Origin of the sequence: Granulicatella sp. WM01 (genome assembly GCF_004570605.1) — a bacterium.
Taxonomy (GTDB): Bacteria; Bacillota; Bacilli; order Lactobacillales; family Aerococcaceae; genus WM01.
The window spans coordinates 1-21,543 of the sequence record NZ_SPPB01000006.1; the positions used below are offsets into that span (position 1 = coordinate 1).

Sequence of the window (21,543 nt, forward strand, 5' to 3'; positions counted from 1 at the left end):
GGCACGCTCACGCTACAAACCTTGACAACTGCATACCGATTCGAAAAGAAACAATTAGCCCTATTAAGAAAAAACAACTTAATATTTGCTGGAATTTTTACTTACCAACATAATTTGACGAAGAGCCGATTTTTTTCAGCTTTTTTATTATGCTTAGGCGAAAAAATTGTGTATTTAGTTGTTAGTACGTTGATAGGTGGATAATGTCCATTTGCTACTGTTTAATGAGTTAGTTATACGGGGTATATTTTAAGCTAACAAAGAAAAAATAATGATATGTAGAGAACATTTAAATGGATTGATAGACATGATAAAAAATTTAAATGTTTTGAAACAAGATGTTCTTTTTAGTGTTTATGGTATAAATTTTGGAAAATCTGTTTTCTGTGCTGTTTTTTCAATGCGACTGTTACTTACCGATTGATGAATAAACGTGAACATATTAAAGATAGTTAATGTAAGAGGATAGTAATTGGATAAAAATAATCAATTTATATAGTGTAGTAATCAGAGGGAATTATAACACCGTATGACAAAAGTCACATGGTATCATGATTTTGAACACTACACATAATGGCTCATTTAATATAATCTATACGTACCAAGTGATTGAAAAAGGAGAGATACAATGATTAGTGTTCAGCAAGCCAGTAAAAAAATTGGCAATAAAGAAATTTTGAAACCTATGACATTTACCATTCAAGAAGGAGAATGTGTTGCCTTGATTGGACAAAATGGAGCAGGGAAGACAACACTTTTGGAATGTTTAATAGGAGACAGAGCATTAAATTCAGGGTATATCAATATAAAAGGAATAAATGAAAAGACTAATCATCTAAGAAAAGATATAGCGATGCTTTTGCAAGAACAAACAGCTTTGGAATCGATTAAAGTAGGTGAATTTATTCGTTTTTTTCAACAAATTTATCAGGATTGTTTAACAACAGAAGAAATTGATCATTTGCTTAAATTTTCAGTTGAACAAAAAAATCAATACATGACGAAATTATCTGGTGGACAGTTTCGCCTGTTGTCTTTTGTAGTCACATTGATTGGTAAACCTAAAGTGTTATTATTAGATGAACCAACAGCCTTTATGGATACTTCAACGCGTTATCATTTTTGGGAAATAATCAATTTATTAAAGCAGCAAGGTGTCACAATCATTTATTCTTCACATTATATTGAAGAAGTTGAACATACAGCTGATCGTATTTTAGTATTGCATAAAGGGGAATTACTTGAAGATACGACACCTTATGCACTAAGACATCAAAAATGCGAAAAACATTTTACGATTCCTGCAAAGTATAAGTCTAGTCTTGAGCAAATAGAGCAGGTTTCTTCTATAAAAGAAAAGCACGACAATATAGAATTGATGACCAAAAATCCTCAAATTGTTTGGGATAAACTCATGGAGGCAAACTGTCCAATAGAGGATATTGAAATGACGAATAAAACATTATTAAATATTTTATTTGAACAGTCAGGAGGAAAAGAAGAACATGAAGGCACTATTTAAATTGGAATATCTTTTAATTAAACGAGATGTATTAACATTTTTGCTCTCTATCGGAATGCCTGTTCTATTTTTTCTTTTGTTTTCATCTTTTATGGTGTTTCAAGATAAAGAGCTAGAAAGAGTAGTGATTAGAAACTATTTGGTAACGATGACCGGATTTAGTATGAGTGGTTTTGCGGTATTTACGTTACCTAACATGTTGAAATTAGACGAGAAAAACAAGTGGATAATACACATTAAACATTTGCCAATAGCGTTATTTTCTTATTATACGGTTAAAATATGCCGTGTCCTAATTGGATATTTATTATCTATTATTGTTTGCTTTAGTGTCGGTATTTTTATGAAAAATATTGTATTTACACCTTTTGAACTAATATCAACAGTATGTTTATTGTTGATGACAGGTATGGTTTATATTGCTGTAGGAATAGCTTTAAATTGTTTACGTTCATTTCAATTAGTTAGTGTTGTAGGGAATATCGTTTATTTTGTATTGGCTATTTTCGGAGGTTCATGGATTCCGGTAAGCCAATTTCCAGAATGGATGCAGCAAGTTGCAAAGTTTGTCCCTACGTATTATACGAATAATCTTGTAATAGAATTTTTGAATGATAAAGCACTTAATGTGACTGCCTTGGTTGTTACTTTTTTATATACAATAGGATGTTTAAGTTTTGCTTATGTGATTCAAAAAAGGCGTGAAGTAAAATAAATGTTAGATAATGTGTTATAATGGAATATAAAATTATGGAAAGATATTTTAGAGTAGGAAACATTTAACATAGAATATAAATTAGTGTGATATGAATTGAAAATAATACTGGACACAAGTATTTAAAATAAAATAGAGTAAATATTTTAAAGCCTTTTATCTTCGTTTAAATGTTGTTCAATTTCATAGAAAAGAGGATTATATGTTAAAACAAATAAAATTGAATTTACCCTATTATATAGGTTTAATTTATACAATTATCCCTTTTTTGACAAGTTATCACGAAAACTATTTTATTTTGGTTGCAGTGGCAACGATTCTTTTTATTATAGCCTATCTTTGTGTAGTTCATATCCATCACCATGTCTGTGAGTTAATCTGTTGGATATATATACTAGTCTATATTGTCACATACTCCATTTGTTTGGATTTAAGTATGTCAATGTTTCTGTTTTTTCAGACCAATTTGTTGACATTTCGTTTTCCAGACGAGTCTTATACATCTTTGAAGTGGATAAGTATTTATGGTGAGTTATTTTTCATTCATTTATATGCATTTATCCATTCTAGTACATTTGATTGGTTTGTTGTCCTGATTTGTCATATTTTTGCTATAGGGCTGGCTATCGTGTTAAAAATATTTATGGCATCAGAAAAACGTCGAAAAGAAAAAATGGAATCAATTCGTTTACTGTTTCTTGAAAATGAACGTAATCGTATTGGGCGAGATTTACATGATACATTGGGGCATGTTTTTGCTATGTTAAGTGTAAAGAGTGAACTCTCTTTAGTGTTGTTAAGTCAAAAAGATGATGTAAAATTAAAAAAAGAGTTAGAAGATATCATGTATATATCACGTTCTTCAATGAAAAATGTGCGAGATATTATTCAACAGTCATATCAAAGTAATCTATATGATGAATTAAGCATTTTAAAAAATATTTTAGAAGATTCCTCAATAGGTGTAGTCATTGAAGGTGAACATGTCATTGAGCGCATACCAAAAGATTATCGCGATATGTTGAGTATGGTGTTAAGAGAGCTTGGAACCAATGTCTTAAAACATGCTCAAGCAACAAAGTGTTCTATCCGTTTTTTGATTGATCAACAAGATATGATTATTGAAATGGAAGATAATGGAATAGGATTTTCCTCTTTAACAGGAGAGGAGTTACATACCGTTAAAGATAGAATGGTCATTTTAAAAGGGAGTGCAACGATTATATCACTAAAAAATCCTACACTTGTTCAATTACGCTTTCTAATGGAGGAGGATAAAGAATGAATATTTTAGTTGCTGAAGATCAAGGCATGTTGTGTGATGCACTCAAACAATTGCTGTTATTTCAAGATAATGTGGAAGTTGTTTATACAGCTAAAAATGGACAAGAAGCGATTGAAGTTTGTCAGCATCAAGCGATTGTTGTAGCTATTCTCGATGTTGAAATGCCTGAAAAAACAGGATTAGATGTGTTAGAATGGATAAGAAAAAATCAGTTGCCTATAAAAGTTATCATGGTAACAACATTTAAACGTAAAGGCTATTTTGAACGTGCTATTCGTTTTGATGTTGATGCTTACGTGTTAAAAGAACGTAGTATTTCTGATTTAATGAAAACAATTGAGAAAGTATTGGCTAATCAAAAAGAATATTCACCAGAATTAATGGAACGCATGGTTTTAAATTATAATGTATTGACACAACAAGAATGTGCATTACTCATAGAAGTTGCTTTAGGCTTATCCAATCATGAAATTGCTGCCAAAATGCATTTGTCAAATGGAACGATTAGAAATTACATTTCTGCTATTTTATTAAAACTAAATGCTAAAAATAGAACAGAAGCTGTTCGTATTGCTAAAGAAAACGAATGGATTTAACAAATCAAAAAACAGTGTGAACGCTTTTGTTTGTCACGCTGTTTTTATGTTAATCAAATTTTTATTAAAGTCTTTCATTTGTATTTGGAATATTTAGACTTTCTATACATAGAAACTAATATTTAGGAATTGATAAATAAATAAGAAAATAAATCGTTTTTGGTGTGTCATTTATTAAAATTATGTTATAATAAATAAGACTATGATGAGGTGCAAAGAGATGAAACAAGATAAATTAGTATTTGATACAGTAATCGTACCATTTTTGGTCAGTCTAGCTATTTTATCAGTGTTACTCATTATTTCAGTTGTGAGTGAATCTGTAACTATAGTGGATTATTCTAAAGAAAAAGTAGAACAAATGCGTTAATAAAGGAGATATATATGTCGTTTTCAAAAGTAGTTTTTATTAAAGGATTAAATAAATCATTTACAATCAGCCCGAAATGTAAAAAATATACATTACGTGATAATGGATTTGAAGAGACTAAAGCTGGCTCATTTCAATTAGTACGATACTTAGATGCCATAGGAAGTGCTAAAAAAAATTGTCGTCTTAAAGTGAGTGTATCTAAAGATTTAACAGAATTAAAGATATCCACAACCACTGCAAATGGATTAACTGCCATTGATTTATATAAAATGACAAATAATGAATTAATTATTGAAAAATTTGAATTTACTTTAGATGGCTTAGTTGATAGAGATGTGTTAGTAGAAGTAAGTGAATAATTCATAAATAGACGCATATAAAATCAATAATCCATTGGTTTTATATGCGTTTATATTAGTATAAACGCATAACACCACATTAAATTAACTACGATTGATATGACTAAAATTCAGATGAAAGAGGAAGATAAATGCCGACTAAACACGATATGATTATACAATATATAGATAGCTTATCTGTAGGGGAAAAAGTATCCGTTCGCTCAATTGCAAAAAACATGCGAATGAGTGAGGGGACAGCTTACAGAGCAATTAAAGATGCTGAAAGCTTAGGATTAGTGTCGACTATTGATCGAGTGGGAACCATTCGCATTGAAAAAAAACAATCTAAAAGTTTTGAAAGTTTGACTTATGAAGCAGTCGAAAAAATTGTTGAAGGAACTGTGTTAGGTGGAAAAAAAGGCTTGATGAAGCACTTAAATAAATTTGTCATTGGTGCCATGCAAGAAGATGCGATGTTAAGATATATTATGCCTGATTCGTTGATGATTGTTGGCAATCGCATCAGTGTTCAACGTTTAGCATTAGAAAGCGGAGCTGCTGTTCTTATTACAGGAGGATTTGAAACAACCCCAGAGATTATTGACTTAGCAAATGAGGTGGATTTGCCTATTATCACAACATCATACGATACGTTCACCGTAGCCACTTTGATTAACCGAGCTATGTCTGATCATCTTATTAAAAAAGAAATTGTGCTAGTAGAAACCATTTATACACCTTTAGAAAAGACAGCATATTTAACAGTTGAAGATACTGTTGCAAAGTATCGTGAACTAAGCCAAGAAACAGATCATGCGCGTTTTCCAGTTGTAAACATGCAAGGACGTCTAGTTGGAATTGTAACATCAAAGGATATTATTCGTCGAATAGACGATTATGCTATAGAGAAAGTGATGACAAAAACACCTGTTGTGGCTAAGACGCACATGAGTATTGCTAGTGTGTCACACATGATGATCTGGGATGGCTTAGATGTTTTACCAGTTGTTGAAGATAATATGCAGTTAATAGGAATTATCTCAAGACATGATGTGATGAAAGCAATTCAACTATCACAAAGACAGCCGCAAATTGGAAATACGATTGAAGATCAAATTGTTTCCAGTATAAAAAATATAGATACAGGAGATAATACGAATTATAAGAATTATATTTTTCAAGTTGAACCACAAATGTTAAACAGTGTAGGGACACTATCTTATGGAGTATTGGCTGAAGTTATCGCAGAAACTTCCCAACGTATGACGTATGAAATTTACAAGCAAGGTGCTATTTTAGAACACTTGCAGCTGCATTATTTTAAATTAATTCAAAATGATAATAAATTAAATATTATTTGTGAAGATTTAGATGCCAATCGTCGTGCCGTGAAAGTAGATGTATCTGTATACAATGACAATCGTTTAATGGCAAAAGCCTTAGTTTCTTATCAAATTGCATAAACATTTGAGTAAATTGACGTATATTATAAATAGAAGTAGGACATAAAAAGAATGACAGTTTTTAAACACATTATTGAGAAAATTCAACACTATTCAACCATTATTATTCATAGACACGTTAAACCGGATCCTGATGCTTTAGGAACCCAATTAGGATTGGCACAACTCATTAGAGAGAATTTTAAAAAAGATGTGTATTGTGTAGGGAGTCAACTTGATGAATTATCGTTTATTGGGAGAATGGACACAATTTCAGATGATATGTATCAGCAGGCGTTGGTGATTATTGTGGATACTGCTAATGCACCAAGAATAGATGATAGCCGTTATCAATTAGGTCAATTTATTATCAAAATTGATCATCACCCAGAAGTTGATAACTATGCTCAACTTCAGTATGTGGATACGAGTGCTAGTAGTACAAGTGAAATTATTGTGGCATTTGCTAAAGAAATGTCTTTAACCATTTCTGATGATACAGCCCGTTTGTTATATATTGGCATTGTTGGGGATACTGGTCGATTTTTATATGAAAATGCCACTCCTAAAACAATGGCAATCATTGCATTTTTACGCCAGTTTAAATTTTCGGCATCAAAAATCCACTATCAAATGATTACAAAACCACTACATATTGCAAAACTAAATGGATATTTATTACAACATTTAGAAATCACTCCACAAGGTGTCGCATATAGTATTATATCGCAAGACATTTTAAAAAAATTCGCTGCCATAGATGAGCACACTTCCTCATTAGTAGCTCAACCAGGAACAGTTGAAGGTGTTATTTGCTGGGGAATTTTTGTAGAACAACCTAGTGGTATATATCGTTGTCGACTGCGTTCGAAAGGCCCAGCTATTCATCATATTGCCAAACAACATGATGGTGGTGGACATCCAATGGCTAGTGGTGCAAATGCTAAAGATTTGAATGAAGTCCATTGTATTATTAATGAGCTAAATCAAGTGGCTACACAATATATTGCTAAAGGAGTCATACATGAGTGAAACAGTAACCCCAATGATGAAACAGTACTTCTCAATTAAGGAAAACTATAAAGACTGTTTGTTATTTTATAGACTAGGTGATTTTTATGAATTATTTTATGAAGATGCTAAAATCGCTTCAGAAGTTTTGGAAATTACACTAACTAGTCGGAATAAAAATTCAGCACATGCTGTACCAATGTGTGGAGTGCCACATCACTCCAGTTCAGAGTATATTAAGACGTTGGTTGATAAAGGCTACAAAATAGCGATTTGTGAACAATTAGAAGATGCAAAAATGACTAAAGGTATGGTTAAGCGAGATGTTGTGCAAGTAATTACACCTGGGACGGCATTAGAAGGTAAAAATCGTGATGATAGAGAAAATCACTATTTAGCAGTAGTTTACTATGAGAATGATTATATTTTAGCTTATGTAGATGTTATGACTGGTGAGATGAAAGTGACCACTATTTCTGATGAAGACACACTTATTACTGAATTGAGTAGTATAGATGTACATGAACTTGTGTATCATACCCCTTTACCAGATTTGTTAGTAAAACGATTAAATCAGCAATTTTCTTATGTGTTTTCGCAACAGGGAAAATTTGAGGATACATCATCTTTAGCTAATTTGGTGAATAATGTTTGTGATGATTTACAATTAAAAGCTGTTCAACTACTGTTATCTTATATTTTAAGAACGCAAAAACGAGAATTAATTCATCTACAAGCTGTACAAGTCTATGAAGTCAATCATTATTTGAAGCTAGACTATAATGCTAAGTACAATTTAGAATTGACCGAAGCAACACGAACAAAAGCAAAAAAAGGTAGTTTATTGTGGCTATTAGATAAGACAAAGACTGCTATGGGAGGACGCTTATTACGTTCGTGGTTAGAAAAACCGTTGATTTCACCTAAAGCTATTGCCAAGCGACATCAAAAAGTTGAAAATTTTATGCATCATTATTTTGAGCGTTTGGATTTAGTACAAGGATTAAAATCTGTTTATGATTTGGAACGTTTGGTTGCTCGTGTGTCGTTTGGAAGTGCCAATGCACGAGATTTAATTCACTTGAAAGAATCATTGCTTCAAGTGCCATTGCTTAAAAACTTGCTAAGTATGATGAATGTGAATGGTGAATGGGACGATAATTTAGAAAATATGCCTGAATTAAATGAAATTGTTTATTTAATTCATCAATCCATTGATGAAAATGCGCCTATTAACTTGAGCGAAGGGGGCATTATAAAAACTGGATACCACGATACATTAGATAAATATCGTCACGCTATGACGAATGGGAAACAATGGATTGCAGAACTCCAACAAAAAGAGCGTGAAAAAACAGGAATTAAAACCTTGAAAATAGGTTATAATCGAGTATTTGGGTACTATATTGAGATTACTAAAGGACAGCTTCATTTATTGGAAGAGGGGCAGTATGAACGTAAACAAACTTTGACGAATGCAGAACGTTTTATTACGCCAGAATTAAAAGAGCAAGAGCGATTGATTTTAGAAGCCGAAGAAAAATCAACACAACTTGAATACGAATTATTTGTGGCTGTTAGAGAAAATATAAAAACATATAGTCGTGAATTACAAAAATTGGCTAAACAAGTAGCAAGTTTAGATGTTTTACAATCATTTGCACAGGTCAGTGAAGACTATCATTATGTTAAACCTGAATTAAATGAACATAATACAGATATTCAGATTGAATATGGGCGGCATCCAGTTGTAGAACATATTATTGGTAATGATAAGTATGTCGCTAATGATTTGCGTATGTTAGGAAATAATCGCTTAATTTTAATTACTGGACCAAATATGTCTGGAAAAAGCACCTATATGCGTCAAGTTGCTCTTAGTGTTATTATGTGTCAAATGGGATGTTTTGTACCTGCAAATAAAGCGAAATTACCTGTGTTTGATCGTATTTTTACACGAATTGGAGCAGCTGATGATTTGATTTCAGGACAAAGTACATTTATGGTAGAAATGTTGGAAACCAATCAAGCATTAAGACACGCTACAGATAAAAGTTTACTGTTATTTGATGAAATTGGACGTGGAACGGCAACGTATGACGGTATGGCTTTAGCTGAGGCAATTTTAAGATATGTTCATAAACACGTTAAAGCAAAAGCGTTGTTTTCAACACATTATCATGAATTGACACGCTTAGATGAAGAATTAAATGGTATGAAAAACGTGCATGTTGGAGCTGTTGAACAAGAGGGGCAACTAATTTTCTTACATCAAATTCAAGAGGGGCCTGCCGATAAAAGTTATGGTTTGCATGTGGCACAATTAGCTGGATTGCCTAAAAGTTTAATTGATGAAGCCGGATATATTTTGAAAAATCTTGAAAGTGGAAAACATGTGACTAAAGAATTACATGCTAATGCTGAACAACTTAGTTTATTTGATGAAGAGATAGTGCCTACATCAAACCATGTGCCAAATAATCACATGCTAGCTAATCATTCAAAATTATCAGAAACCTTGACACATGAAAGCATGCAATCTTATACAGAGTTGCTTACTCAAATAAAAGAGATTGATATTAATCATTTAACACCTTTTGAGGTAACACAAAAATTATATGCGTTACAACAGCGCTACAAATAGCATAACATTTAGTGTATTAAAATTGATATGAGATAATGTGTTATGTTTAATATAGCATGTTGCTCTTTGGGGAGAAATGCTATTATCATAAAAAATCGTGTTGGTGAATTTTTCATTCACCAACACGACTTTTTTGTATTTGGATAAATAGCTATTCACTAATGTGTTGTTTAGTAGAAAGAGCTAAGGTATGCACTTTTTTCAAAATAATGCTAATGATTAAGAATATTAGTGCCGTAAAACTATACATCCCTGATATTGTGACATCAAATAGTGTAGCAAGCATAACACTTGTTGCACTCGTCAAAATTGACACACCAAAGCCATATAGAATTAATTGTTTATAAGATTTAGACCAAGCAAGTGAGATTAAACTTGGACTAATAAATAAACTAATAACCGTAATAGATCCTACTGTATCAAAAGCAATAACACTTGTTAGGGACACGAGTGTGGTTAAACATAATTGTAAAAATTTGATTGGTATACCAACTAATTTAGCATGGGTAGCATCAAATAAAAAGATGCGTAGACGTTGATACATAAAGTATATAAAACCGACATTAATCAAGCACATAATTACAACTTTGACAAGTGAATATGGAACATCTAATCCTAAAAATTGAACACGATTTAATGTTGCAAAAATAATTTCTCCCATGAGTACCATGTCAATATCCAAATGGACATTTCTAGCAAACATTGAAATTAAAATAACAGCAATAGAAAACAGTAATGGAAAAATCATTCCTGTAGCTGTATCGTGATTGATTTTTGGAGATTTTAGTAATGTATTAATTAATGATACTGTAATGACACCAAAAATAGTGGCTCCTATAATTAACAATGGTGAGTCTAAACTGTTACTAATAAAAAATCCTAAAACAATCCCTAGTAACACCGAATGAGCTAAAGCATCGGCAATCATAGACTGGTTTTTTATGACTAAAATACTCCCAATGCTACTACATGCCATAGCTAGAAAAGATAAAATAAGAATTAATTCAAACATTATGCTTTCCCTCCTTTTCCGCTACTTTGTTTAAGTTTAACAAGAAATGAAGTTATCGCAATTAAACTCATAACAACAATTATTGCTGGACCAGTAGACAAGTCTGATACGATAGAACTTGTATATGTTCCAACAAAAGCAGAGATGACACCGGTACATACTGAAATGATTAATGCTTTATGGTAATGTTTGCTCCATAAAATTCCTGTAATAGCTGGAGCGATTAAGAAACTACTTATCAAAATAGCTCCTACAACTTTCAAACCTATTGCAATTAGAGAAATCATCATAAATGTAGTTAAATGATTTAAAAATTTAATAGGCACTCCATTAATAAAAGCAAATGTACGATCAAATATGAATAGTTTATAGCGTTGATAAAATACTAAAAATAAGATAATACATAAACTAGACACAGTAAGAATAAGTGTCACATCATCTGCTTGAATAAAAGCAGCTTGACCAAATAAGTATTTTTGTAGCCCGGCTTGAGTAGCTTTTGAAAAGGCTTCATGCCCTTGTATAAAGTTCTTAAGCACCATTCCTAACCCAAAGAAAGATGAGGAAACAAGTGCTAGAGCATTCACGTAGGAGTGTTTACTGTGATTTTTTATAAAATGAACAGTGTAATAGGATACATAGCCAGAAAACATGGCACCTAGCATTAATAGCAATGGATTACGACTTTGAAAAATCATAAATGAAAAGATAACACCAGGATAAGAGGCATGTCCTAAAGTATCCCCGATTAAACTTTGCTTAGTCAAGACACTGAGTGTTCCAATCATGCTTGTAGCGATGGCAAGGACCGTTGTTCCAATCACTACTGTTAGAAAGGAATAATCAAATAAAATTGAGACCATCATTAGTTTGCTCCTTTACCTGAAGAAATATCCATAAAAGAAGTGCCTGATTGTTGGTATGCTTGTTGATAAACCTCTTGTGTAAAGGCAACATCTCTTGGTCCTTGTGCAATAGCTGTTTGATTGAGCCAAACAACATAATCGAAATATTTTGTGACAGTATGTAAATCATGATGAATAACAAGAGATGTTTTTCCTTGTTCTTGAAACTCTTTTAATGTATCCATAATAATTTGTTCAGTTCTAATATCCACACTAGCAAGTGGTTCGTCCATAATATATAACTCAGCATTTTGTGCAATAGCTCGTGCAATAAATACACGTTGTTTTTGTCCACCAGACAATTCTGTAATGTGACGATTTTTTAAATCTGCTAGTCCCATTTTTTCTAATGCAGCTAAGGCAAACTGTTTATCTTCTTTACTTGGTCGCCTTAAGAGTCCCTTTGTATATGTAAAACGTCCCATTAAAACAATATCGAAAATAGTGGTTGGAAATTGTGTATTGACTTGTGATGCTTGTGGAACGTATGCAATTTTTTGTTGCACATCAGGGTGATTGGGTGTGTACTCATTAAAGAGTGTGATTTGTCCTTCAGCAATTCTTTCAATACCTAATATTGCTTTAATTAAAGTAGATTTTCCAGCTCCGTTTGGGCCTAAAACAGCAGTTCTACTGCCTAATGGGATACTAACATTAGTATGTTGTAGAGCATGAACAGCTCCATAAGTGACCATAAGGTCTTTAACTTCAATAATATTCATATATTATCTCCCTTTCAAGTAATGATATTTAGTTGGTGCATAGTGTGTCACAAAAATTATCCAAAAATAGTAATGATTGTAGACAATATAATATTGTTTAGTTTTAGAATTAGGATGGAACTTTGAATAATGTGTGACATTTTCAAACAAGTTACACTATCAAAAATTACATTTTTGATAGTGTAACAGTTTGTTGCACATATTTCATCTCATGAACACCGTTGTTCATGACAATAGTATATCCCAAAATACAGTTTATATTATTATTTTAAATACTTAACAATTAATGATACATTATGTTTATACATATCAATGTAAGTATCTCCGTCTTCGCCAGCAGGGGCTAATGAGTCAGAAAATAATTCTTTTCCTTCCCCAGTAACAACCGTTACTTGTCCACCTTTAGCTTCTACGGCCTCTTTTAGTTTTTGCATACGCTCTGGATTAGTTGTTGATTCAGAGAAAATAGCTTTGATTTTTTTATCCACAATTAAGTTAGCTGTTTCAATCATTGCGGCATTTGCAACTTCTGATGCTGTACTAATTCCTTGAGGAGCATGAACTGTTAAATTGTATGATTTAGCAAAATAGTTGAATGCATCGTGAGGTGTGACTAAATACCGACTACCTTCAGGAATTTGAGAAAGTTGTTCTTTATTCCATGCATCTAATTCATCTAGTTGAGCTAAATATTTTTTTGTGTTTTGCTGAATAGTTTCTTTATGTTCAGGTAGCAATTTTTGCAATTCCTCTGACATTGTACTTGTTGCAAGTTTATATAGCTTAATATTGAACCAAAAATGTGGGTCAACAACTTCTTCCTCATCTTGCATAAATGTACCTAAATCATCTTTAGAAAAATCTTTTGTGACAGCAACGCCAGTTTTTTCTAATACTTCAACCATTTTTCCTTCGAAATGTAAGCCATGGTAAAATACAAAGTCTGCTTTTTTCAGTTTATCTAAATCACTTGCTTTAGCTGTATATAAATGCGGATCTTCTCCGGCTGGAATGATTAATTCAGTGTCAATTAAATCTCCTGCTAATTGTTTTGCCATGTCTTTTAAAAATGACGTTGTTACTGTAACAGTTTTTTTGGACGATGTTTGTCCTGTGGGTGTAGCATTGTTTTGGCAACCTGCCAATAGAAAGAATAAAATCGTGAAAAGCGATAAAATCTTCTTCATATAAATCTCCTTTAAACTAAAAATTAATGTAAGTTAACTTACTAGCTAATGATAATTAATTTAATAAAAATAGTCAAGTATAAAACAAAAAAATAGTTTAAAATTTTAATTGACGAAAGACCCGAAGTGAACTAAAATAAAGGTACAATACTATATAATAGGAGGGATAATATGTCTCCGAGTAAAGAGGATTATTTAAAATGCATTTACGAGCTAGGAAAGCAGCAAGCTAAAGTGAGCAATAAGCTGATTGCACATGATATGGATGTATCTGCCCCAGCAACAACTGGAATGATAAAAAAGTTATTGGCAGAACGTTTGATTGAAAAAAATGTGCAAAAAGGATATGTTGTGACTGCATTAGGTTTGCAAAAAGTATCTCAGGTTATTCGAAAGCACCGTTTGATTGAAGTGTTTCTGATTCAACAATTAGGCTACTCATTAACAGAGGTTCATAATGAGGCAGAAATATTAGAGCATAGTGTGTCTAATCATTTCATTAACCAATTAGATAAATTATTAGGGTATCCTAAAACATGTCCTCACGGTGGAAAAATTCCTAGAGAAGATGAAGTACTGAAAGAAGATCATCTTCCACTAAATAAAGTTGAACCAGGTTATTATTATATTAGACGCTTACATTATAGCCAAGAATTAGTAGAATTTTTAGATGCATACAATATTACTACCGGAAGCAAAATTGAAGTGATTGAGCATAATGATTTTGCAAAAATGACAACGCTTATATTTGAAGATAAACGCTACGATTTTAGTGATGTAGTATGTTCAAAAATTTTTGTAGAAACTATATAGACGACAGGAGAGAATATTATGAATTGGGAAAATGTGTATCACGAATGGAAAAACTTTGAGAATTTAGATAAAACTGTTAAAGAAAGTTTAGATAACTATACTCATAAACAAATTGAAGATGCTTTTTATGAACCATTAAGTTTTGGAACTGCTGGAATGAGAGGACAATTAGGGGCAGGCATTAATCGTATGAATATTTATACAGTAAGACAAGCAACTAAAGGATTAGCCTTGTTTATGGAAAGTGTAGGTGAGGAGGCTAAACAAAAAGGTGTGGCAATTGCTTATGATTCAAGACATCAATCTGCTGAATTTGCACTTGAAGCTGCTAAAGTTTTAGGTGTACATGGCATCCCAAGTTACCTATGCCAAGAATTACGTCCAACCCCAGAATTATCGTTTGCTGTTCGTCATTTTCAAACATTTGCGGGTATTATGATTACAGCTAGTCACAATCCTGCTGAGTATAATGGATATAAAGTTTACGGAAGTGATGGTGGGCAGATGCCACCTCAAGATGCGGATGCTTTAACGACATTTATTCGTTCAATAGATAGTCCATTGACAATTGATGTATTAACTCAAACAGAATTAGAGGAGAAAGGTTTACTGCATTTACAAGGTGAGCAGCTAGATAAGGCATATTTGGATCTTGTCAAAACAGTTACTGTAAACCCTGCCTTAGTAAAAGAAATGGCAAAAGAAATGACATTAGTATTCACGCCGTTGCATGGAGCAGGCAAAGAGTTGGGAGAGAAAGCGTTAAAACAAGCTGGATTTGAGTCTGTTTATTTAGTTAAAGAGCAAGCTATACCTGATGGGAACTTCTCAACAGTTGCTCTTCCAAATCCAGAAGATCCAAAGGCGTTTGAATATGCGATTGCTCTTGGTAAAGAAACATCGGCAGATGTGTTGATTGCTACAGACCCAGATGCTGATCGTCTAGGTGCTGCAGTAAAAATGTCAAATGGAGAATATCGAGTGATTACAGGGAATCAAATTGCTTCTTTGATGTTAGATTATTTGCTAAATGCACACATACAAGCAGGAACATTGCCTAAAAATGGTGCCGTTGCTAAATCTATTGTATCTAGTGAGTTGCCAAGTAAAATTGCTGCACATTATCAAGTTGAAATGGTTAATGTGTTGACTGGATTTAAGTTTATTGCGGATAAAATTAAACAATATGAATCAGATTTATCTAAGACATTTTTATTTGGTTTTGAGGAAAGTTATGGTTATTTAGTTAAACCATTTGTTAGAGATAAAGATGCTATTCAAGCCTTAGTATTATTAGCTGAAGTGGCTGCTTATTATAAGAAAAAAGGACAGACTCTTTATGATGGGTTACAAGCAATTTATGAAAAATATGGTTATTTCTTAGAGGAAACAATTTCAGTTACACTATCTGGAATTGAAGGAGTAGCAAAAATTCAGTCTTTAATGGCTAAGTTTAGAAAAGAGCAATTAAAAACATTTGGACAGATTGATGTGTCTATGACACAAGATTTCAAAAACTCTAAATCTATTCATCAAAATGGGCAAGAAACATCCTTAGATATGCCAAGTGCAGATGTATTGAAATACATATTACAAGATGGCAGTTGGGTGGCTATTCGTCCAAGTGGAACAGAGCCAAAAATTAAATTCTATATTGGAGTGTGTGCAACTACTCAAGAAGAAGCACAGGAAAAATTACGTGCAATTCAAGTTAGTATTGATGAATTACTTGAGGCGTAGGTCTTTGACACATTAAGTTGATGAAAAAGATTTGTTTCACTTAGTGATATGAAAATAATCGTGTTGGCGAACTCTTTTTGTTTGCCAACACGATTTTATTGTACGTTTAATATTTTGCCATTATCAAATAGAATGGTATTAACAGTTTGATAGATAATGCTATTCTGTTATAATGAGATAAGGTGTTTTAGTCTTGGTTGCTATTTAGAGATGATGAGCAGTATGCAATCTTTGGAAAAGGTAACGTTTATAATAGCTTTGTTGATGCATAATGATAATCCAATGGCTGAAGGAAAATAAGTGATTTAAAAAGTTGTCAATCTATTAAATTTAAAACCAAGAAAAAGATTAGAATAGTTGACTTTTGATGGAGTGCACTGGAATAAAAAATCAACATTATAAATAGAATGGTGGATATGATGAAGTGTTTTTGAATTGTTCACTCCATAGTGTCAGCATGCCCTTAATGTCAATTGTTTTTGAAAAACAACATGAAAAAATACAAACATTAGAATAGAGTAGTTTGTGTTTATTAAAATAAGAAAATTTACAAAATGAACTTGATAACGCAGACAATCCATTGGTGATTTCCCCCAAATTAATGTTATGTCCATTCAAGAATGTTTTATTTGGGCAGCATTAAATAATGGGAAAATAGGTTTTTATTAGCAAGAATGTATTTTATGGGAAACCAATTTTACGTTGTGCATGTTTTTAAGTAGTGCTATCATATGAATAGAGGTATGTTTGCGTATTTAAGATTAAGATATTTTTATTTTGTAAGAGCTATCTAAAAATAGGCTGGATAAAAAATATGGTTAAAGAATAGTGAAGATTAGGGATATTTTTAGTGTAAATTCATGTAAATTTAATGCTGAGTGAGTTTATGTAAGAAAAAAATAGAAATTATAAAGAATCTGTGGTAATATGAATTGAGTTTAAATTTTGAATGTCAAAACATGAACATGAAATTTAAAGGAGGAATACTAATGTCAGTAAGAATGACAACTCAAGACGGATATATTGATTTAACGAATGATGTTATTGCAACTGTCGTAGGAACAGCTGTTACAGATAATTACGGTGTTGTTGGAATGGCAAGTAAAAATCAAATTAAAGATAATTTGAATGTGATTTTAAAAAAAGAAAATTATTCACGTGGTGTAATTGTGACACAAAAAGGTGATCATATCGTTGTAGATGTGTATATTTTTGTTAATTATGGGACTAAAGTGTCTGAAATTTGTAGAAATGTGCAGTCACGAGTAAGTTATGACTTGAAACATTTCTTAAATATTCAAGTAGACGCTGTAAATGTGTATGTGCAAGGCGTACGTGTGGTAGAAGAGTAGTGGGAGGAATTTAAACCGTGGAAATGAAACAGTTACAAGCACAAGCATTTAAAGAGATGGTTCAAGTAGGTGCAGAGAGATTAGATGAACATGCGGAATTAGTGAACTCTTTAAATGTCTTTCCTGTTCCAGATGGCGATACAGGGACAAATATGAATATGTCTTTTACGTCTGGAGCACAACGTGTGAGTCAATCAGAAGCAACTAAAGTAGGTGAGTTAGCAAATGATTTAGCTAAAGGATTACTTATGGGAGCACGTGGGAATTCTGGTGTTATTTTATCGCAATTATTTAGAGGATTTTCAAAAGCAGTTGAAGCATTTGATGTGTTAGATGCCAAGCAATTTGCACAAGGTTTTACGCATGGTGTAGAAGTAGCATATAAAGCGGTTATGAAGCCAGTAGAAGGTACTATTTTAACTGTGGCACGTGAGGCTGCACAAGCAGGAGAAAAGAAAGCAGTAGAAACAGATAATATTATTGATGTAATGCGTGCAATCGTTAATGGAGCACGTGTAGCATTAGATAAAACACCAGATTTATTGCCTGTATTAAAAGAAGTTGGTGTAGTAGATAGTGGTGGACAAGGGTTGTTATTTGTGTATGAAGGCTTTTTAGAATCATTGACTGGCGAAAAAATGCCAACAAGTTTTGGAAAAGGTGTTAGTGCTGATTTAGCAGCAGTTGCTCATCATGAGAATTTTGCTAATGCAGCACATTCAGTTGAAACAGGAGATATTACATTTGGTTATTGTACAGAAATTATGGTTAAAATAGGAGATGGCCAAACTGTAACAGATGAGTTTGATTACGAAACTTTCCGCCAATACTTAGATGGATTGGGAGATTCATTATTAGTAGTTGCTGATGATGAAATTGTAAAAGTTCACGTGCATACAGAGCGTCCTGGAGAAGTGATGAACTATGGACAAAAATTTGGATCTTTAATGAAAATTAAAGTAGATAATATGCGTTTGCAACATGAAGATGTTTTACAAAACAAAGTAGCAGCTGAAAAAAAAGAGCCTAAAAAAGAATTTGGTATTATTGCTATTGCAGCAGGTGAAGGTGTACAAACACTATTTAAAAATCTAGGTGTTAGTGTGATTATTAACGGTGGACAAACGATGAATCCAAGTACGGAAGATATTTTAAATGCTATAGACGAAGCAAATGCTAAGCAAGTGATTATTTTGCCGAATAATAAAAATATTCAAATGGCTGCTGAACAAGCAGCACAAGTAAGTCCAGTGCCTGCTGTTGTTGTACCAAGTAAAACTATTCCACAAGGTATGGCAAGTTTATTGGCATTTAATGAATTGGCAAGTTTACAAGATAATCATGCTAGTATGACGAGTGCTTTAAATTATGTCACAAGTGGACAAATTACAATAGCCGTTAGAGATACTCAAATTGACGGTATAAACATTAAAAACAATGATTATATGGGCATTGTTGAAGGGAAAATCACATTATCTACCGAAGATAAAATGGATGCATTGGCACAAACTTTAGCATGTATGATTCATGAAGATACTGAAATTGTGACTATTTTAGTTGGTGAAGATGCAAGTGTAGAAGATACAGAAGCACTTGTTGAACGTCTACAAAGTGATTATGCAGATATTGAATTTGATATTCAAAATGGGCAACAACCTGTATACCATTACTTACTTTCTGTTGAATAGACTAATCAATTAAAGTGTGAAAATCAAGCATATAGTGAATTGTCTAAGCAGAAAAAAGAATGTAAAAAGTTGAAAATAGTAAAAACTGTATAATATCTTCACTTAAATATGTTGATATTATGCAGTTTTTCAGCTTGTTATGTAAATCTGTGTCTTGCAATGGTATAATTGAGTGATAAAGGAGTGATATGATGAAGTCATTACAAGATTCTGTCGCCAATTTGAAAATGGTAGGGGCTAAACGTTTGGAGAGTTTACATGAATTAGGAATTGACACTATTTTTGATTTATTCATGCATTTTCCTTTTAGATATGATGATATTCAGATAAGACAAATATCAGAAATTATTGATCAAGATAAAGTAACTATAAAAGGTATTGTTGTCACCGAACCTGTAGTATCGTTTTATGGAGCTAGAAAAAATCGTTTACGTTTTAAATTAGCTATTGAGCATGAGATTATTACGGTAGTCTTTTTCAATCAGCATTATTTAAAGTCCCGTTTGGAACAAGGAATGGACATTGCTGTATATGGAAAATGGGACGAAAAGAAACAGATGCTAATGGGTATGAAGGTGTTAGCAACTAAGCAGGAACAAGAGCAGCAATTTGCTTCGGTGTATCATACCAATAAGAGCATTAAACAAAGTGTATGGGTCAAATTGATTGAACAGGCATTTTGTGAATATTCCGAGTGTATCCAAGAAACTTTGCCTGTACATCTTGTTCAAAAATATCAGTTTTTATCATTTGAACAAGCATTAAGACAAATGCATTTTCCAAGTTCGCAACACCTTTCAAAAGAAGCCTATCGTCGCATGGTTTATCAAGAACTATTTGATTATCAGTATAAATTAGTTGTTTTAAAAAAGAAACGATACCGAAACAGAGTCGAATCTATTCGGTATAATAATACTGTATTGAAAGATTATATTACGACAATTCCTTTTGAGTTAACTCAAGCACAAAAGCGTGTCATGAATGAAATTTGTAGAGATTTACTGGCACCATTTTGCATGAACCGTTTACTCCAAGGAGATGTTGGGAGTGGAAAAACTGTTGTAGCAAGTTTAGCTATTTTAGCTGCTATGAGTGCTAATTATCAAAGTGCTATAATGGTACCTACTGAAATTTTAGCACAACAACATTTGGAAACTTTACAAAAATTATTTGACAAAACATCAATTAAACTTGCATTATTAACAAGTAGTACAACAACTAAGGAGCGAAAATGTATTTTAGAACAGCTTGCTTCTGGAGAGATAGATTGTTTAGTTGGAACACATGCTCTCATTCAAGAAGATGTTCATTTTTTCAATTTAGGATTAGTTATCATTGATGAGCAGCACCGTTTTGGTGTAAAGCAACGACAATTGTTAAAAGATAAGGCGAGTATAGAAAATGTACTTTACATGAGTGCAACACCTATTCCAAGAACTTTAGCAATGAGTGTGTTTGGAGAAATGGACGTGTCGGTCATTAATGAATTGCCTAAGAATCGACAAGTGGTTAAAACATACTGGGTAAAAGAGAATGAAATGGAAAAAGTGTTGGCGTTTATGAAAAAACACATTCATGAGGGAAAACAAGCGTATGTGATTGCACCATTGATTGAAGAAAGTTTAGATAATGATTTAAAAAATGCACAGGAAATGTACGAACAACTCAAAGTGTGGTTTGGTTCTAGTGTGACAGTAGCGTTATTGCATGGACGTATGAAATCACAAGAAAAAGAAGCCATTATGAATGAATTTAGTGCTAATCGTATTCAGGTTTTAGTGTCTACAACAGTTATTGAAGTAGGGGTTAATGTGCCAAATGCAACGATAATGGTCATTCAAGATGCAGAAAGATTTGGTTTAGCTCAGTTGCATCAGTTAAGAGGACGCGTTGGGAGAGGGGAACATCAGTCGTATTGTATTTTAGTTGCCAATCCTAAGACGGAACAAGGGAAATTAAGAATGAAAATTATGAGTGAAAGTCATGACGGATTTTATCTGAGTCAAAAAGATTTGGAGATGCGTGGTTCAGGAGATGCTTTTGGGATTAAACAATCGGGTGTTCCTGACTTTAAATGTGCTGATTTGATACGAGATGGTGACATTGTCATGCAAGCAACTCAAGATGCTATAGAGTATGTGACTATCTTAGAGAAAGAAAACGAAATAGTTGTTTAACAGACTTACTTTTGGTAT

General features: G+C 32.6%; 19 protein-coding genes. 15 read left to right on the plus strand and 4 right to left on the minus strand.

Annotation, left to right across the window (positions count from 1 at the left end):
* The 10 genes from E4T68_RS09510 to mutS all read left to right on the plus strand — a co-directional run.
* On the plus strand, window positions 1-204 hold a 204-nt coding region (locus E4T68_RS09510; RefSeq protein ID WP_194185070.1), incomplete at its 5' end, for a hypothetical protein.
* Between the two features lie 424 nt (window positions 205-628).
* Window positions 629-1,522 carry an ABC transporter ATP-binding protein gene (locus E4T68_RS01730; RefSeq protein WP_135123517.1) on the plus strand — a complete coding sequence of 298 codons (894 nt, stop codon included), beginning with the start codon at window positions 629-631 and terminating at the stop codon, window positions 1,520-1,522.
* Entirely contained in the window at window positions 1,506-2,237 is a 732-nt protein-coding gene (locus E4T68_RS01735; protein WP_167753771.1) for an ABC transporter permease, read from the plus strand. Before E4T68_RS01730 ends, E4T68_RS01735 begins: the two co-directional genes overlap by 17 nt.
* Window positions 2,238-2,742: 505 nt before the next feature.
* Window positions 2,743-3,522, plus strand: coding sequence for a sensor histidine kinase (locus E4T68_RS01740; protein ID WP_167753772.1), 780 nt, complete (start codon window positions 2,743-2,745; stop codon window positions 3,520-3,522).
* Window positions 3,519-4,118, plus strand: a complete 600-nt coding sequence (locus tag E4T68_RS01745; protein ID WP_135123523.1) for a DNA-binding response regulator — start codon at window positions 3,519-3,521, stop codon at window positions 4,116-4,118. Before E4T68_RS01740 ends, E4T68_RS01745 begins: the two co-directional genes overlap by 4 nt.
* Before the next feature lie 220 nt (window positions 4,119-4,338).
* The gene (locus tag E4T68_RS09225) at window positions 4,339-4,488 is read left to right on the plus strand and encodes a hypothetical protein (protein ID WP_167753773.1); all 150 of its coding nucleotides are present in this window, start codon (window positions 4,339-4,341) and stop codon (window positions 4,486-4,488) included.
* A gap of 14 nt (window positions 4,489-4,502) precedes the next feature.
* Window positions 4,503-4,850: a cysteine desulfurase gene (locus E4T68_RS01750; RefSeq protein WP_135123525.1), complete on the plus strand. Its 348-nt coding sequence runs from the start codon at window positions 4,503-4,505 to the stop codon at window positions 4,848-4,850.
* A 131-nt stretch (window positions 4,851-4,981) separates the two neighbouring features.
* Window positions 4,982-6,295: a DRTGG domain-containing protein gene (locus E4T68_RS01755; RefSeq protein WP_135123527.1), complete on the plus strand. Its 1,314-nt coding sequence runs from the start codon at window positions 4,982-4,984 to the stop codon at window positions 6,293-6,295.
* A 51-nt stretch (window positions 6,296-6,346) separates the two neighbouring features.
* Window positions 6,347-7,306, plus strand: a complete 960-nt coding sequence (locus E4T68_RS01760; RefSeq protein WP_135123529.1) for a bifunctional oligoribonuclease/PAP phosphatase NrnA — start codon at window positions 6,347-6,349, stop codon at window positions 7,304-7,306.
* The gene (gene mutS / locus E4T68_RS01765) at window positions 7,299-9,929 is read left to right on the plus strand and encodes a DNA mismatch repair protein MutS (protein WP_135123531.1); all 2,631 of its coding nucleotides are present in this window, start codon (window positions 7,299-7,301) and stop codon (window positions 9,927-9,929) included. The genes E4T68_RS01760 and mutS overlap by 8 nt, the downstream gene beginning before the upstream one ends.
* Window positions 9,930-10,080: 151 nt before the next feature.
* On the opposite strand, the gene E4T68_RS01770 is transcribed toward mutS, so the two are convergent.
* The 4 genes from E4T68_RS01770 to E4T68_RS01785 all read right to left on the minus strand — a co-directional run bounded on the left by E4T68_RS01770 (window position 10,081) and on the right by E4T68_RS01785 (window position 13,755).
* Window positions 10,081-10,941, minus strand: coding sequence for a metal ABC transporter permease (locus E4T68_RS01770; RefSeq protein WP_135123533.1), 861 nt, complete (start codon window positions 10,939-10,941; stop codon window positions 10,081-10,083).
* On the minus strand, window positions 10,941-11,807 hold the full coding sequence (locus E4T68_RS01775; RefSeq protein WP_228099213.1) for a metal ABC transporter permease: 867 nt from the start codon (window positions 11,805-11,807) through the stop codon (window positions 10,941-10,943). The genes E4T68_RS01770 and E4T68_RS01775 overlap by 1 nt, the downstream gene beginning before the upstream one ends.
* Complete coding sequence (locus E4T68_RS01780) at window positions 11,807-12,568, minus strand: metal ABC transporter ATP-binding protein (protein WP_135123535.1); 762 nt, start codon at window positions 12,566-12,568, stop codon at window positions 11,807-11,809. Before E4T68_RS01780 ends, E4T68_RS01775 begins: the two co-directional genes overlap by 1 nt.
* A gap of 263 nt (window positions 12,569-12,831) precedes the next feature.
* Window positions 12,832-13,755, minus strand: a complete 924-nt coding sequence (locus E4T68_RS01785; RefSeq protein WP_135123537.1) for a metal ABC transporter solute-binding protein, Zn/Mn family — start codon at window positions 13,753-13,755, stop codon at window positions 12,832-12,834.
* A gap of 171 nt (window positions 13,756-13,926) precedes the next feature.
* Between E4T68_RS01785 and E4T68_RS01790 the strand changes: the two genes are divergently transcribed.
* The 5 genes from E4T68_RS01790 (at window position 13,927) to recG (ending at window position 21,525) form a co-directional block, all read left to right on the plus strand.
* Entirely contained in the window at window positions 13,927-14,568 is a 642-nt protein-coding gene (locus tag E4T68_RS01790) for a metal-dependent transcriptional regulator (protein WP_135123539.1), read from the plus strand.
* 18 nt (window positions 14,569-14,586) lie between these two features.
* On the plus strand, window positions 14,587-16,308 hold the full coding sequence (locus E4T68_RS01795; protein ID WP_135123541.1) for a phospho-sugar mutase: 1,722 nt from the start codon (window positions 14,587-14,589) through the stop codon (window positions 16,306-16,308).
* 989 nt (window positions 16,309-17,297) lie between these two features.
* The gene (locus E4T68_RS01800; RefSeq protein WP_135123543.1) at window positions 17,298-17,660 is read left to right on the plus strand and encodes an Asp23/Gls24 family envelope stress response protein; all 363 of its coding nucleotides are present in this window, start codon (window positions 17,298-17,300) and stop codon (window positions 17,658-17,660) included.
* Window positions 17,661-17,677: 17 nt separating this feature from the next.
* A complete protein-coding gene (locus E4T68_RS01805) occupies window positions 17,678-19,348 on the plus strand; it encodes a DAK2 domain-containing protein (protein WP_135123545.1) in 1,671 nt (556 codons plus the stop codon).
* 188 nt (window positions 19,349-19,536) lie between these two features.
* The gene (recG, locus tag E4T68_RS01810; RefSeq protein WP_135123547.1) at window positions 19,537-21,525 is read left to right on the plus strand and encodes an ATP-dependent DNA helicase RecG; all 1,989 of its coding nucleotides are present in this window, start codon (window positions 19,537-19,539) and stop codon (window positions 21,523-21,525) included.
* Window positions 21,526-21,543: the final 18 nt, after the last annotated feature.